Origin of the sequence: Pseudomonas sp. HMWF021 (genome assembly GCF_003061005.1) — a bacterium.
Taxonomy (GTDB): Bacteria; Pseudomonadota; Gammaproteobacteria; order Pseudomonadales; family Pseudomonadaceae; genus Aquipseudomonas.
The window spans coordinates 79016-92113 of sequence record NZ_QAIK01000063.1; the positions used below are offsets into that span (position 1 = coordinate 79016).

The 13098-nt window shown below is 60.6% G+C and carries 14 protein-coding genes and 1 pseudogene; 5 read left to right on the forward strand and 10 right to left on the reverse strand.

Going from position 1 to position 13098, the window contains the following annotated elements:
• A partial coding sequence (locus DBR18_RS09500) for an AlgP family protein (RefSeq protein ID WP_256588655.1) occupies positions 1–698 on the reverse strand: 698 nt, incomplete at its 3' end.
• Between the two features lie 192 nt (positions 699–890).
• Here DBR18_RS09500 and DBR18_RS09505 point away from each other — a divergent pair.
• A complete protein-coding gene (locus tag DBR18_RS09505) occupies positions 891–1556 on the forward strand; it encodes an FKBP-type peptidyl-prolyl cis-trans isomerase (RefSeq protein ID WP_108590141.1) in 666 nt (221 codons plus the stop codon).
• 78 nt (positions 1557–1634) lie between these two features.
• Here DBR18_RS09505 and rsd read toward each other — a convergent pair whose 3' ends face one another.
• The 8 genes and pseudogenes from rsd to DBR18_RS30255 form a co-directional block, all read right to left on the reverse strand.
• Positions 1635–2093 (reverse strand): sigma D regulator, encoded by a 459-nt coding sequence (rsd, locus tag DBR18_RS09510; RefSeq protein ID WP_108590142.1) that lies wholly within the window; start codon positions 2091–2093, stop codon positions 1635–1637.
• 185 nt (positions 2094–2278) lie between these two features.
• Positions 2279–2830, reverse strand: coding sequence for a disulfide bond formation protein B (locus DBR18_RS09515; RefSeq protein ID WP_108590143.1), 552 nt, complete (start codon positions 2828–2830; stop codon positions 2279–2281).
• A 218-nt stretch (positions 2831–3048) separates the two neighbouring features.
• A complete protein-coding gene (locus tag DBR18_RS09520) occupies positions 3049–4287 on the reverse strand; it encodes a heme biosynthesis protein HemY (protein ID WP_108590144.1) in 1239 nt (412 codons plus the stop codon).
• A complete protein-coding gene (locus DBR18_RS09525; RefSeq protein WP_108590145.1) occupies positions 4284–5426 on the reverse strand; it encodes a uroporphyrinogen-III C-methyltransferase in 1143 nt (380 codons plus the stop codon). Before DBR18_RS09525 ends, DBR18_RS09520 begins: the two co-directional genes overlap by 4 nt.
• A gap of 16 nt (positions 5427–5442) precedes the next feature.
• Entirely contained in the window at positions 5443–6210 is a 768-nt protein-coding gene (locus DBR18_RS09530) for a uroporphyrinogen-III synthase (RefSeq protein ID WP_108590146.1), read from the reverse strand.
• Positions 6207–7148 carry a hydroxymethylbilane synthase gene (hemC, locus tag DBR18_RS09535; protein WP_108590147.1) on the reverse strand — a complete coding sequence of 314 codons (942 nt, stop codon included), beginning with the start codon at positions 7146–7148 and terminating at the stop codon, positions 6207–6209. The genes DBR18_RS09530 and hemC overlap by 4 nt, the downstream gene beginning before the upstream one ends.
• A 136-nt stretch (positions 7149–7284) precedes the next feature.
• Positions 7285–8031, reverse strand: coding sequence for a LytTR family DNA-binding domain-containing protein (locus tag DBR18_RS09540; protein ID WP_038359143.1), 747 nt, complete (start codon positions 8029–8031; stop codon positions 7285–7287).
• Positions 8028–8168, reverse strand: a pseudogene (locus DBR18_RS30255) (sensor histidine kinase); the annotation flags it as partial. The gene DBR18_RS09540 and the pseudogene DBR18_RS30255, both read right to left, overlap by 4 nt.
• Before the next feature lie 335 nt (positions 8169–8503).
• Between DBR18_RS30255 and argH the strand changes: the two are divergent.
• Positions 8504–9898 (forward strand): argininosuccinate lyase, encoded by a 1395-nt coding sequence (gene argH, locus DBR18_RS09550; protein ID WP_108590148.1) that lies wholly within the window; start codon positions 8504–8506, stop codon positions 9896–9898.
• A gap of 120 nt (positions 9899–10018) precedes the next feature.
• On the opposite strand, the gene DBR18_RS09555 is transcribed toward argH, so the two are convergent.
• A complete protein-coding gene (locus tag DBR18_RS09555; protein ID WP_108590149.1) occupies positions 10019–10678 on the reverse strand; it encodes a glutathione S-transferase family protein in 660 nt (219 codons plus the stop codon).
• Between the two features lie 123 nt (positions 10679–10801).
• Here DBR18_RS09555 and DBR18_RS09560 point away from each other — a divergent pair, with 123 nt between their 5' ends.
• From DBR18_RS09560 to DBR18_RS09570, 3 genes are all read left to right on the forward strand, one after another.
• Positions 10802–11086, forward strand: coding sequence for a hypothetical protein (locus tag DBR18_RS09560; RefSeq protein ID WP_108590150.1), 285 nt, complete (start codon positions 10802–10804; stop codon positions 11084–11086).
• Positions 11087–11344: 258 nt separating this feature from the next.
• Entirely contained in the window at positions 11345–11590 is a 246-nt protein-coding gene (locus DBR18_RS09565) for a TIGR02647 family protein (protein WP_007964531.1), read from the forward strand.
• Positions 11591–11770: 180 nt separating this feature from the next.
• The coding region (locus tag DBR18_RS09570) for a class I adenylate cyclase (protein WP_146188750.1) at positions 11771–13098 on the forward strand (1328 nt) is incomplete at its 3' end.

Genomic DNA, 13098 nt, shown 5'->3' on the forward strand with positions numbered 1-13098 from the left:
GCGGCTTTGCGCGCTGCCGGTTTGGCCGCTGGCTTGGCGGCCGGTTTTGCAGCAGCAGGTTTTGCAGCGGCGGTACGTGCGGCAGGTTTTGCGGCAGCAGTACGTGCGGCAGGTTTCGCAGCGCTCGAAGCAGCGGGTTTTTTCACTGCAGTTTTTGCAGCAGGTTTGGCCGCTGCTTTAGCCGGTGCCTTGGCTACTGGTTTTGCAGCAGATCTGGCGGCCGCGGTTTTCGCCGGGGCTTTCGCTGTTGCAGGTTTGGCTGCCGCTTTTTTCGCAGGTGCTGTTGCAGGTTTGGCGGCACGCGAGGTCAGCGCCTTGCCGGCGGCCTCTTGCACGCGACCGACACCCTGGGCCAGTTTCAGGCTTTCCTGGGCATCGCGCTTGAGTTGCAGAATGTAGCCGCGGGTGTCGGATTGACGATCCTTCAGCGCGTCGAGCAGGTCTTCAAGTTCTTTGACAGCAGCCTTGGCCTTGTTCTGCGCCTTGGCTTTACCGGCAGTGGCTGCGTCCTGCAATTTGGTGCGGGACTTGTGCAGTTTTTCTTGCGCCTTGCCGCGCTGCTTTTCCAGTTTGGCGAGCAGTTTTTCAGCATCAGCCAAGGCTTGGGAGCAAGCGTTTTCCAAATGCTCGAGCAGGCTGCCCGAGAGTTGTTGGAGTAAGTGCAACGGAGTGTTTACAGGCTTCTTGGTGGCCGACATGGTTTACCTCCTGGCTGACGTGAGTGCGGCTCATACTAGACCTCTGCAGTTACCGCCGCTAGGTCATCTTGACAGTAACGAAACGGTTGCGTTGCAGCCGAATGAAAATGTTCTGCACAAAGACAAAAGCAGTTCACCGTTGCAGACGTTCGCGCTGGCATAATCGCCCGCATCTCAGGATGGAGAGTGTCCATGTCGCGCTACCTTTTTTTATCCCTCTGCCTGGTTTTTTCCGCCGCCCACGCCGACGAAAAAACCACCGCGAACGATGCCCATGATCTGGCCTACAGCCTCGGTGCAAGCCTGGGTGAGCGGCTGCGTCAGGAAGTGCCGCAATTGCAGATCCAGGCATTGGTCGACGGTTTGCAGCAGGCCTATCAAGGCAAGCCGCTGGCCCTGAGCGAAGCACGGATCGAGCAGATTCTGGCTGATCACGAAGCGCAAAATGCCGAACACTCATCGTTGCCTTCAAGCGATGCCGCGATGGAAAACGAACAGCGTTTTCTCACCGCCGAAAAAGCCAAACCGGGCGTCAAGGAACTGGCCGATGGCATCCTGCTCACCGAGCTGACTCCGGGCACCGGAGCCAAGGCCGGTCCCGACGGGAAAGTGCAGGTGCTGTATGTCGGTCGGCTACCGGACGGCACCGTGTTCGATCAGAACACTCAGCCGCAATGGTTCAGTCTCGACAGTGTGATTGCCGGGTGGCGCACCGCGCTGCAAAACATGCCGGTGGGTGCCAAGTGGCGACTGGTGATTCCATCGGATCAGGCGTATGGCGCCGACGGTGCGGGCGATCTGATTGCGCCGTTCACACCGTTGGTGTTTGAAGTCGAGTTGCGCGGCGCAACCAGCTGATCGACGCCGATTACCAGGCAATAAAAAAACGCGGCGCGCTTTCGGCGCACCGCGTTTTTTTGTCTGCGAGGAAAGCAATCAGGCCTGAACCGGATCTTCCTGCTTGTGCGCCGTGTGCAGCACTTCAATCAGACAGTCTTCCAGTTCGAAGCGCTCGTGCAGCAGGCCGCCCAGTTCCTTGAATTTTTCGGCGACGCATTTGCCTTCATCACAGAGGTCGTTGAACGCGAGAAGTTTTTCGGTGATGACGTCAATGCGCGGGTAGAGGGTTTCGGCCAGCTCCAGGCCGCGCTTGTCGTTGAACGCCTTGGCTTCGCCCGTCAGCTGTTCATAGATCTCGAAGTGGCCGGCCGATACGTAATCGACCAGCACACCGCAGAATTCCTGCAAGGGCTTGCGGTTCTCGGACAGCGCTTCAGGTTGCGCACCGAGGTTGTCGTAGGCACCGATCAGTTCTTCACGCTCCTGCAACCAGCGGTCGATCAGCAGATGAACTCCACCCCAGCGTTCCTGAGCATTCTGACAACTTTCGAGCATGGCGATCTCTCTTCCCTTGTGGGTCATGCTGCTCTACACCCGCGCCTCTCTTTTAGTGCAATTGGACTGGAGGCGGGCAGGCAGAGCGTCATCGAGCAACATAAATCCAATGACACGTGCGGGCCAGATTATGCCCGCACGCCTATGGCTTCAAGGTACGCAGGAGATAAAGTTCATACAAGTGTTTAATCCTCGACCAGCTTCGGGTGCGACACTTGGCCGCCAAGCGGTCGTTGCAGAGCGCTCCACGCCATCCCCAGCAACTGCAAGGTGGCAAGCATGGAAATGCCGACGAAGAACAACAGGCTCCACTCCGGGATGCTCAGATCGAACAGCGTCCACGACATTTCCGCGCAATCGGCGCTGTTGTTGAACGTGCGCACCAAGGCACATAACCAGGGCAGGCTGCTGAGCATGTATTCGGGCTGCGGCATACAGCTGACCAGTTGATACACCGGATCACCCTGCAGCAACACTTGCCGCCACGCCGCCGTGGTGCCACCGAGGCTGGCAAACAGCGCACACCCCCAATAGAACGCCAGCCCGGCCCGGCGCGGCCCATGCACCGCCGCAAGGCCACAGATCAAGGTGAGCAGGCACAGAAACAGACGCTGCACCAGGCACAGGCTGCAGGGTCGCAGACCTACCGTATATTCGAGGTAATAAGAAGCTCCCAGGGCCATTGCCCCTGCGGTGAAAGCCATGAAAAACAAGGAGCGTGAGCAGGCCAACGACATGGCTTATCCGTAACAGTGAAGACAGGCAGTTACGGTAGAGGAAAGCGCGCAAGCCTTTCAAGACGATGCACTGCCGACACTTCACCAGAGGTGTAGGGAAATCCCGACAGGTGCGAGAGGAATCGGTGTAAGCAGTTGTAGGATTTTGTTCAAGGAGCGCTGAAACGGTAATTTTTCTACCGTTGAGCATCAACGAGGGAGCGCACTCCCTCGCCGTTTCAGACGTGTGCAGGTACTGGCAAAGGGGCGGCCAGCAAGCGCTCATCGAGCAATCCGAGACCTTCCTGGAACAACTGATTGCTGCGCTGCGTATCACCCAATTGTGCAAGCAGGCGTGCCAGTTCTGCGCAAGCCTCGGGATTGCGCTGCACTCGCAGGCTGCTTTCCAGGTAGTCACGCGCCTTGCCCCACAAACTGATTTGCAGACACAGGCGCCCCAGGGTCAGCAGCAGGCTCGGATCAGCCGGGTGATCCTTGAGCCAGCCTTCGGCGGTCTGCAACTGACGTGCCGCATCGCTGCCGCGCACCAGCCCATACAGGCGCGCCAGATGACTGTCGTACTTGCGCTTGAGCGCCGTACGCAACACTTCTTCGGCTTCAGCCTGAGCACCCAGCTGACGCAATTGCTCGGCGTAGGCCAATATCAGTGGCGACTCTTGCCGTTGTGCCGAAGTGAGTTGCTGCCAGGCACGATTGAGTGACTGCAAACCGACAGCACCCTCCTCTTCACGTTGTGCAGCCAGCGTCAGGTTTTCGCCCCAGGCGCGTCGCTCCAGCTCAGCCAGTTCGGCCGATGGCAATACCTTGTCCTTGCGCAGCTGCGGTAACAACCGGATCACCGCTGACCACTCGCCACGCTGCTGATGCAGGCGCTGCAACTGGCGCAAGGTCTGCACGTTATGCGGATGGCGCTCGTGCATCGCTTGCAGCGTTACCAGAGCGCCATCGGTGTCCCCGCGATCGGTCTGCAACTGCGCGTGGCTCAAGGCAATCGCCAGTTCGGCCTGTGGCTGACGCTCCAGCGCACGTTCGAGCAGTTGATCGCACTCCTCGTACTTGCCCTGTTCGTTGGCCGCACGGGCGGCACCGAGGTAATACAACAACGGCTGGCGCTCGGCCTCGGCGGCGCGATACAGGTGACGTTGCGCGCTGGCCCAGCGGCCTTCGGCCAGATCCAGCTGACCGTGCTCGATGGCCACCTGCACCCGACGGCTGCGGTTACGCCGCGACCACGGATTGACCACGCCACTGGAGGCCATGACCAGCTCGACCAAGGCCTTGATGCCCCAAATCAGCAGCCACAACACTGCGACAAGTGCCAGCGTGGCCCACAAGCTCGACTCATAACGGAAGTTTTTGTAGGCGACCAGCACGTAACCGGAGTGCTCGGCAATCGCCAGGCCCAGCGCCGCCGTCGCGGCAATCACCAGAAACACGATCACATACAGGCGTTTCATGGCGTGGCCTCCTGCGCGGTGTTGGCCGCAGGCTTGGCGAACGGTTTGACCGACTCTTCAGCATTGACGTTACGCCGCTCCAGATAAGCTTGTACCGCACTCAGCGTGCCAGTCAGGTCTGGCGTCTTCACCGTAACCGGTTGCTGGCTCAGTTCGGCAACCTGTTCGAGCATGACTTTGCTCTGCGGATTGTCGGGATTGAAGTTGCCCTTGAGTACGTCACGCGCTTCGGTCAGCGCCTGGGTATAAACCGGCGCCTGGCCATTGAGCGCCGCCCATTGCGCCTGCTCCAGCGCCAGGCTCAGGGCCAGGCGCACCTGACTCAGACTCTGCCCGGCGAGCAACGGCTTCACGTTCTTGTCCGCGTTGAAATCGATACGGATGTAACGCGAAATTTGCTCCCACCACTGCGCCCAGCGACTGGCGCCATCGCCGTCAGTGGTCAGACCCAGCAACGATTCACCACTCGCCTGGTACTCCGGCGCCAGCTCGGTCAGGCCGATGACCTGATCACGCAAAGCGCCGATACGCAGAAACAGACCGGTACGGTCCGGCTGCTCGGTGCTGCGCAGGGCGACGAGGGTTTTCGCCACTTGCTCGCGAGCGGCGAATGAGCCTGGATCATTCTGTTCACGGAGAATTTCATCGGCACCCTGGACCAGCGCCTGAGCGCTGCTGATGTCCTGCAAGGCCGAAAGACGCAGACTCGCCAGACGCAGCAGATGCTCGGCCTCGGCCAGACGCCAGTCCTTGCGGCTGGCGCCGAGAACGGTTTCCAGACGCTGATTGAGGCGCTGTTGATCACCCTGCAGTTGCGTCACCAGACGCTGGCGCTCGGCAAGCTCGTCGGCCCCCGGCAACTGCGCGAGACGCTCGGTCAGGCGCTGCTCGTTGAGCTTGAGACTCTGCGCCTGATCGTTCAACGCCTGCACCTGATCGGACTGCTGGGCGGTGTTGTTCTGCAGGTGACGCACCTGCCAGACACCCCAGCCACCGATCGCCACACCGGCAGCACCGAGCAGCAGGGCGACCATGGCCAGTCCGTTGCCTCGGCGCGGCTCTGTGGCCGGCGGTGGAGTTTCAACCTGAGCATCAATCACAGGCTGGACATCATCTTTAGGCAAGGCTGTTTCGCTCACGTATCCATCCTTTGCATTAGAGAACGGGCACGGGATGCTCCCGTAGCGCCGTCAGCAAAGCCGCGGCACTCGCGCCGCGGCAATCCACAACTGTTCGGGTCCCGGCGGCACGTGCCAGCTCGGCAACCCTTGGGCTTGGAACAAACAACGGCAGCTGCGCAATCGCAGGCCAGGCATCGCCGGCCATCTGGCGCAGGTGCTCGAAACCCTGTCCACTGCTGACCACCAGCCCGTTCAAGCGTTCCGCTGTAATCCTTCGCGGCAACTCCTGCGGGGCGTAGGCTGGAAGGTCGCGTCGATACAACTCCAAATACTCGACACTAGCACCTAGTGCGCGCAGACGCTCGGCGAGCAGCTCACGACCACCCTCCCCGCGCAGGATCAGCACCTGTGCGCCGGGCTGCGCAACAGCTTCTTGCAGACGCGGCAATTGCAGCAACGCTTCGCTGTCATCACCCGTGGCCGGGAAGTGCACGTCCAGACCGCGATCACGAAGTATCTGCGCCGTCGCCGCCCCGACACTGAACCACGGCATCGACATCGAGTTCAGGCCAAAGCTATCGAGCAGGTCGACGGCAATTCGCGCCGCCGGTTTGCTGACCACAATGACGGCGCTACAACCGTGCAACTGCGCAAACACCTGACGCATCCTTTCAGAAACCGGCAGCGGCACGATGTCCAGAAGCGGCAGGCAGCTGCTGAAAAAACCTTCCGCGCCCAACACCTCCGCCAGCGCCGCGCAGTCGTCCGCCGGGCGTGTCAGCAGCAGGCGCCAGCCGGTCACTCGTGACCTACCTCGCCGTACACCGCTTTGAGAATGTCGTCGGCGCCCTGGCCGAGCAGGTCTTCGGCGACTCGCACACCCAACGCTTCGGCATCGGTACGCGGTGCACGCGCTTCGGCGCTGAGCAGCTTGCCGCCGCTCGGCTCGCCCACCAGACCACGCAACCACAGCTGTTCACCTTCGACCACGGCGTAGCAGGCAATCGGCACCTGGCAGCCGCCATTCAGATGTTTGTTGAGGGCGCGTTCGGCCGTCACGCGCGAAGCGGTATCGGCGTGATGCAACGGTGCGAGCAAGGCGTGGATCTGTGCGTCGGCGCTGCGGCATTCGATGCCGACCGCGCCTTGGCCACCGGCCGGCAGGCTGTCATCGACACTGATGGCTGACGTGATGCGGTCTTCGAAACCGAGGCGGATCAAGCCGGCCGCGGCGAGGATGATCGCGTCGTATTCGCCGGCATCGAGCTTGGCCAGACGGGTATTGACGTTGCCACGCAGGAAGCGGATTTCCAGATCCGGACGACGAGTCAGCAGTTGCGCCTGACGCCGCAGGCTTGAAGTGCCGACGATGCTGCCGGCCGGCAACGCTTCAAGACTGGAATAAGTATTGGAAACGAAGGCGTCGCGCGGGTCTTCGCGCTCGCAGATGCAGAACAGGCCCAGGCCTTCGGGAAAGTCCATCGGCACGTCTTTCATCGAGTGCACGGCGATGTCGGCCTGGTTTTCCAGCAGCGCGGTTTCCAGCTCCTTGACGAACAGGCCCTTGCCGCCGATTTTCGACAATGGCGAGTCAAGCAGCTTGTCGCCACGACTGACCATGGGCACCAGCGTCACCAGCAGACCCGGATGGGCCGCTTCCAGACGGGCTTTGACGTATTCGGCCTGCCAGAGGGCCAGCGCACTTTTACGGGTGGCGATGCGGATTTCGCGAGAGGACATGGATCAATCCGTACTGAATAGATACGGCGGATAATAACAGCTCAGCCAAATCCACTTTGACTTGAATCAGAAACGGCGTGGCCTCCCTGGCCGCAATGCCCGGTAAAAGGAAGTGAAATCGTGCGCGAAGGCCGGGTCAGAGTCCCTGCATCATCTTGCGCACACCGGCCACATGCCGGCGGCTGACGATCAGCGCATCACCGTTGAGACCTTTCAGGAACAGCTGGAAATGCCCCAGCGGTGTACGTTGCAGACGTTCAATGCGGTCGCGGGCGACCAGGGCGTTGCGATGGATACGCACAAAGCGCTCGCCAAATTCGTCTTCCAGAGCCTTGAGCGGCTCATCCAGCAATACCTCACCGGCCTCGTGACGCAGGGTCACGTATTTGTGGTCGGCGATGAAGTAGACCACCTGATCCAGCGGGATCAATTCGATGCCTTTGCGGGTACGGGCGCTGATATGGCTGCGTGGACCGTTGCCGCTTTCGGCAGCAGGACGGGTCAGGGCCGAGAGTTGCGCCCGATTGGGACGTTCAGCCCGCTTCAGGGCGTCATGCAGATGTTCGGTTCGCACGGGTTTCACCACATAGCCCACGGCGCTGGCCTGCAGGGCTTCCACGGCAAATTCATCGGGGCTGGTGCAAAACACCACGGCCGGCGGCGTTTCGCGTTCGCACAGACGGGCAGCCACCTGCAGGCCATCCAGGCCCGGCATGCGGATATCGAGCAGCACGATATCCGGCTTGTGGCTGTCGATCAGTGCCAACGCCTCTTCGCCATTCGTGGCGCTGGGCTCCAGAACTGTGTAGCCCTCGAGCTCGCTTACCATTCGGCTTAGGCGCTCGCGAGCCAGTGGTTCGTCATCAACGATCAGGACATTCATATTGCGCTGGATTCCTGCGTGAGTCTCGCACAAGGATAGCGTAGACAGGTGAAGTGACGTCCGTCACCGCGATCCACGCTAAGACTAGCCCGAGCGCCAAAAAGTGCCGTACGTCGGCCAGCAATATTTGCCAGTGTCCGGGTCGTACTGCTCAAAGCCCGCTGTTTCCTGCGTCTTTCACGGAATATGCCGAAGGACAAATCCACCCACCCCCTCTTCTTATAGTCGGCGCCAGACCTTTGCGCGTTCCACAGTCGCGCCGACCCTTATGTCCAACTGTAGACGCTTGCCGGGCCGATATTGCTCAATCGAAAAATATCCTTGCGCAAATCCCCCCGCAGACGGCGCCGACTATGAATGAGCAGATGAGAAAAAAACGTATCGACCGGTGTCAGCGACAGGATTGGCAACCCTGTTATTATCCGCGCCAGCGTTTCACGCCTTCTTTCTTCAAGCCGATACGAGCGAATTCATGAGCACTGACAAGACCAATCAGTCCTGGGGCGGCCGCTTCAGTGAACCCGTCGACGCCTTCGTCGCCCGCTTCACCGCCTCCGTCACTTTCGACCAGCGCCTGTATCGCCACGACATCATGGGCTCGATCGCCCACGCCACCATGCTGGCCAAGGTCGGCGTGCTGACCGATGCCGAGCGCGACAGCATCATCGATGGCCTGAAGACCATTCAGGGCGAAATCGAGGCCGGCCAGTTCGACTGGCGCATCGACCTCGAAGACGTGCACATGAACATCGAAGCGCGCCTGACCGATCGCATCGGCATCACCGGCAAGAAACTGCACACCGGGCGCAGCCGTAACGACCAGGTCGCCACCGACATCCGCCTGTGGCTGCGTGACGAGATCGACCTGATCCTGGCCGAGATCACTCGTCTGCAAAAAGGTCTGCTGGAGCAGGCCGAGCGCGAAGCCGCCAGCATCATGCCCGGCTTCACTCACCTGCAGACCGCACAGCCGGTGACCTTCGGCCACCACATGCTGGCGTGGTTCGAAATGCTCAGCCGCGACTACGAGCGCCTGGTCGACTGCCGCAAGCGCACCAACCGCATGCCGCTGGGCAGCGCCGCACTGGCCGGCACCACCTACCCGATCGACCGCGAATACACCGCACAACTGCTGGGCTTCGACGCCTTGGGCGGCAACTCGCTGGACAACGTTTCCGACCGCGACTTCGCCATCGAATTCTGCTCGGCCGCGAGCATCGCGATGATGCACCTGTCGCGCTTCTCCGAAGAGCTGGTGCTGTGGACCAGCGCGCAGTTCCAGTTCATCGATCTGCCGGACCGTTTCTGCACCGGCAGCTCGATCATGCCGCAAAAGAAAAACCCCGACGTGCCGGAGCTGGTGCGCGGCAAGACCGGCCGGGTGTTCGGCGCCCTGATGGGCCTGCTGACCCTGATGAAAGGCCAGCCTCTGGCCTACAACAAGGACAACCAGGAAGACAAGGAACCGCTGTTCGACGCCGCCGACACCCTGCGTGACTCGCTGCGGGCGTTTGCCGACATGATTCCGGCGATCAAGCCGAAGCACGCGATCATGCGCGAAGCGGCCCTGCGCGGTTTCTCCACTGCGACCGATCTGGCGGACTATCTGGTGCGCCGTGGCCTGCCGTTCCGTGACTGCCACGAAATCGTTGGTCACGCGGTGAAGTACGGCGTCGACACCGGCAAGGATCTGGCCGAGATGAGCCTGGAAGAACTGCGTCAGTTCAGCGACCAGATCGAGCAGGACGTGTTTGCCGTGCTGACCCTGGAAGGTTCGGTGAATGCCCGTGACCACATCGGCGGGACTGCGCCGGCGCAGGTCAAGGCAGCGGTGGTTCGCGGTCAGGCCCTGATCGCCAGCCGCTAAAAGCATCGCTGGCAAGCCAGCTCCCACAGGGTTCTTTGTTGGAACACAATTTTGCGTTCGACCCAAAGACCTGTGGGAGCTGGCTTGCCAGCGATTACCTACTTACAAACGCCAAAAAACTTACTTCTTGGCAGCGATCATCGCCAAAAACGCCGGCATCGCCACTTCTTTGTCCGCTGCAATCTTCTGCACATGCGGATTCTGCTCAAGCCGCTCCAGCAGCGCCTTGGCTTTCGGCATCTCTGCCAGCAAATCGATCCCGAACAACTTCTGCCCGACCGCACAGGCCAGCGGCACGCTGTACAGGAAGTACAAATCGGCGATGCTCAAGCTGTCGCCCGCCACATACGGGGCGAATTTGCCGTGGCGGCTCAGCGCCGCGAACCCCAGCAGCAACTCGGCTTTGGTTTTCTCCTTGATCGCCTCCGGTACAGGCGAGCCAAAGAACGCCTCGCCATAACAGGCGCGACCCGGCAGCTCGATATACAGCTCGATTTCCTTGGCAATCGCCAGTACCTGCGCGCGCTCGAATGGATCGCTCGGCAGCAGCGGGGTGCCTTTTTGGGTCTGCTCAAGGTATTCGAGGATGATCGCGGTTTCGTTGATGAAACCCACTTCGACGCCCAGCACCGGTACTTTGCCGCGCGGGCTGATCGCCAACGATTCCGGGGTCTGCGTCGGGTAGAAGGTGACCTCTTCGAACGCCAGGCCCTTCTCCAGCAGCGCGAGTTTGACCATGTTGTAGTAGTTGCTGACAGCGAATCCGTAGAGCTTGAACATCACATAGCCTCCAGGCCGTGCGGGGTGGGCAGTCACTGTTTATAGATCGCCGGGCACGATCCTGCCAGCAGCATCACGCCGCTGAATGCGGGTAAACTGGCGCCTTTCCTTGAGGAGCCTGCCATGAGCGAGCCGACAGACATCGATAACGACGAAGAAGAGTTCACCGAGAGCACTTTGATCGAAGCCATCGAGAACCAGATCGAAAGCGACAACCCGCCAGCGGCCAAGGCGACCTTCAACAAGCTGACACTGGTTGGTTATGAGCGCGAAGAGATCCTCAATCTGATGGCGCACGTGCTGGCCTACGAGATTGACGCCATGCTCGACGAAGACCGCGCGTTCGATACCGAATGGTATGAAACCGCGTTGCGTGCGTTGCCCGAGTTGCCGCCCGAAAAGCAGTAACTGCACATTTCCCCTGTGGGAGCGGGCTTGCTCGCGAAGGCGGTGGATCAATCACGAACAGGGCGACTGACCCAACGCCTTCGCGAGCAAGCCCGCTCCCACAAGGTTTGTAACGTATCCATCCAGCCATCTCTCCGGCCCCGACTACACTGGAATCCGCCTCAAGACAAAATCCCTGATCTGAGCACTGGACATGCCGCAAAAGCGGGTTCACCTTAGGGGCGCTGTCGTCCAATTCCTAGAAAGTCTGGAGTCCTTATGTCGCTTACCCCTGAGTTGGTTGCCGAACTGGAAGTCCTCGCACTCTTCAACCTGGACAGTTCCCAGGAAGGTTTGAAAATTCATCAGACCGCTGCCCCGAAACACATCGCCGCCGCCAAACGCCTCTTCGAGAAAGAACTCACCGACCAGCCTGATGGCGGGTATCTGACCAGCCTGGGTCGTGATGCCGCGCAAAATGTGCAAACCGTGCTGACCATTCTGAGAGAGCAGGCAACCGCCTGATTTTTCCCGTCTTGCCCACGGGAACTCCTGCCACGGGATTTCCGCGGGCCCAACTGACACCCCCGCTAAAAATCTGACGTCAAAAAACAAATTCAGCTTAAAAGTCCCGCGACGCAAAGGCTAAACTGCCTCCCATTCCGAGACCCTCTTCGTCCGGCCTGCGAGCCGGTTTGAGCTGACATGACGCGCACCCACGAAATCCGCCCCGACCTGGATGAAGGCATCGACCGCAAGGTACTCAGCCAACTGCGTGCGCGTTTTCTCAAACTCAATGAAGGCCGGCTCGGCCGGGCGTTTGAAGGCCTGTCGACCCGCCAGCAAGGCGTACTGACCCTGCTGCCACTGTTCTTCCACGTCAATCACCCGCTGCTGCCGGGGTACGTCTCGGGCAGCACGCCAGCCGGTCTGTCCAATTACGAACCGGACGCCACCGCCCTCGCCGAAGCACAGCGCCTGACTCGCTCGTTCTCCTACAAGCCGCGCCACGGCAGCAACCCGCCGCGGCCGATTCACGGGCTGTTCCTGATGGGCAGCCTCGGCACCCTGGCCCAGGCCGATCAGAGCGACATGGACGTGTGGGTCTGCCACGCACCGGATCTGAGCGAAAACGAACTCACCGAGCTGCGCAAGAAATGCCAGCTGCTAGAAGCCTGGGCCGCGACCCAAGGCGCCGAGGCACACTTCTTTCTGATCGACCCGGCGCGCTTCGTCAAAGGCGAACGCGACACCCAACTGAGTTCCGAGAACTGCGGCACCACCCAGCATTACCTGCTGCTCGACGAGTTCTACCGTACGGCGATCTGGCTGGCCGGTCGCACGCCGATCTGGTGGCTGGTGCCGGTCTACGAAGAAAGCGCCTACGACCAGTACACCCACACCCTGATTTCCAAGCGTTTCATTCGCGCCGATGAGACCCTCGACCTCGGGCATCTGGCGACAATCCCGCCAGGCGAGTACATCGGTGCCGGCCTGTGGCAATTGTTCAAGGGCATCGAGTCGCCCTACAAATCAGTGCTCAAACTGCTGCTGACCGAGGTCTACGCCAGCGAGCACCCGCAGGTGCAATGCCTGAGCCTGCGCTTCAAAAAAGCGGTGTTCGCCAATCAGCTGGATCTGGATGAGCTGGATCCGTACATGGTCGTGTACCGGCGCATCGAGGAATACCTCACCGCCCGCAACGAACCGGAGCGTCTTGAACTGGTACGCCGTGCGCTGTACCTGAAGGTCAACCGCAAGCTCACCGGCAACAGCCGCAGCCAGGGCTGGCAGCGTTCGCTATTGGAACGTCTGGCCAGCGAATGGCATTGGGATCAACGCCAACTGGCACTGCTCGACAGTCGCAGTCAGTGGAAAGTCCGTCAGGTCAGTGCCGAACGCCGCGCCCTGGTCAACGAACTCAATTACAGCTATCGCTTCCTGACCCAGTTCGCCCGCAGCGAACAGACCGTCAGCCTGATCAACAAGCGCGATCTGAACGTACTCGGTCGGCGGTTGTACGCCGCGTTCGA

Bases quoted from the DNA above. Each gene is read 5' to 3' on its own strand.
- DBR18_RS09505 (WP_108590141.1), top strand. From the start codon at position 891: ATGTCGCGCTACCTTTTTTTATCCCTCTGCCTGGTTTTTTCCGCCGCC.
- rsd (WP_108590142.1), bottom strand. From the start codon at position 2,093: ATGCTCGAAAGTTGTCAGAATGCTCAGGAACGCTGGGGTGGAGTTCAT.
- DBR18_RS09515 (WP_108590143.1), bottom strand. From the start codon at position 2,830: ATGTCGTTGGCCTGCTCACGCTCCTTGTTTTTCATGGCTTTCACCGCA.
- DBR18_RS09520 (WP_108590144.1), bottom strand. From the start codon at position 4,287: ATGAAACGCCTGTATGTGATCGTGTTTCTGGTGATTGCCGCGACGGCG.
- hemC (WP_108590147.1), bottom strand. From the start codon at position 7,148: ATGTCCTCTCGCGAAATCCGCATCGCCACCCGTAAAAGTGCGCTGGCC.
- DBR18_RS09540 (WP_038359143.1), bottom strand. From the start codon at position 8,031: ATGAATGTCCTGATCGTTGATGACGAACCACTGGCTCGCGAGCGCCTA.
- argH (WP_108590148.1), top strand. From the start codon at position 8,504: ATGAGCACTGACAAGACCAATCAGTCCTGGGGCGGCCGCTTCAGTGAA.
- DBR18_RS09555 (WP_108590149.1), bottom strand. From the start codon at position 10,678: ATGTTCAAGCTCTACGGATTCGCTGTCAGCAACTACTACAACATGGTC.
- DBR18_RS09560 (WP_108590150.1), top strand. From the start codon at position 10,802: ATGAGCGAGCCGACAGACATCGATAACGACGAAGAAGAGTTCACCGAG.
- DBR18_RS09565 (WP_007964531.1), top strand. From the start codon at position 11,345: ATGTCGCTTACCCCTGAGTTGGTTGCCGAACTGGAAGTCCTCGCACTC.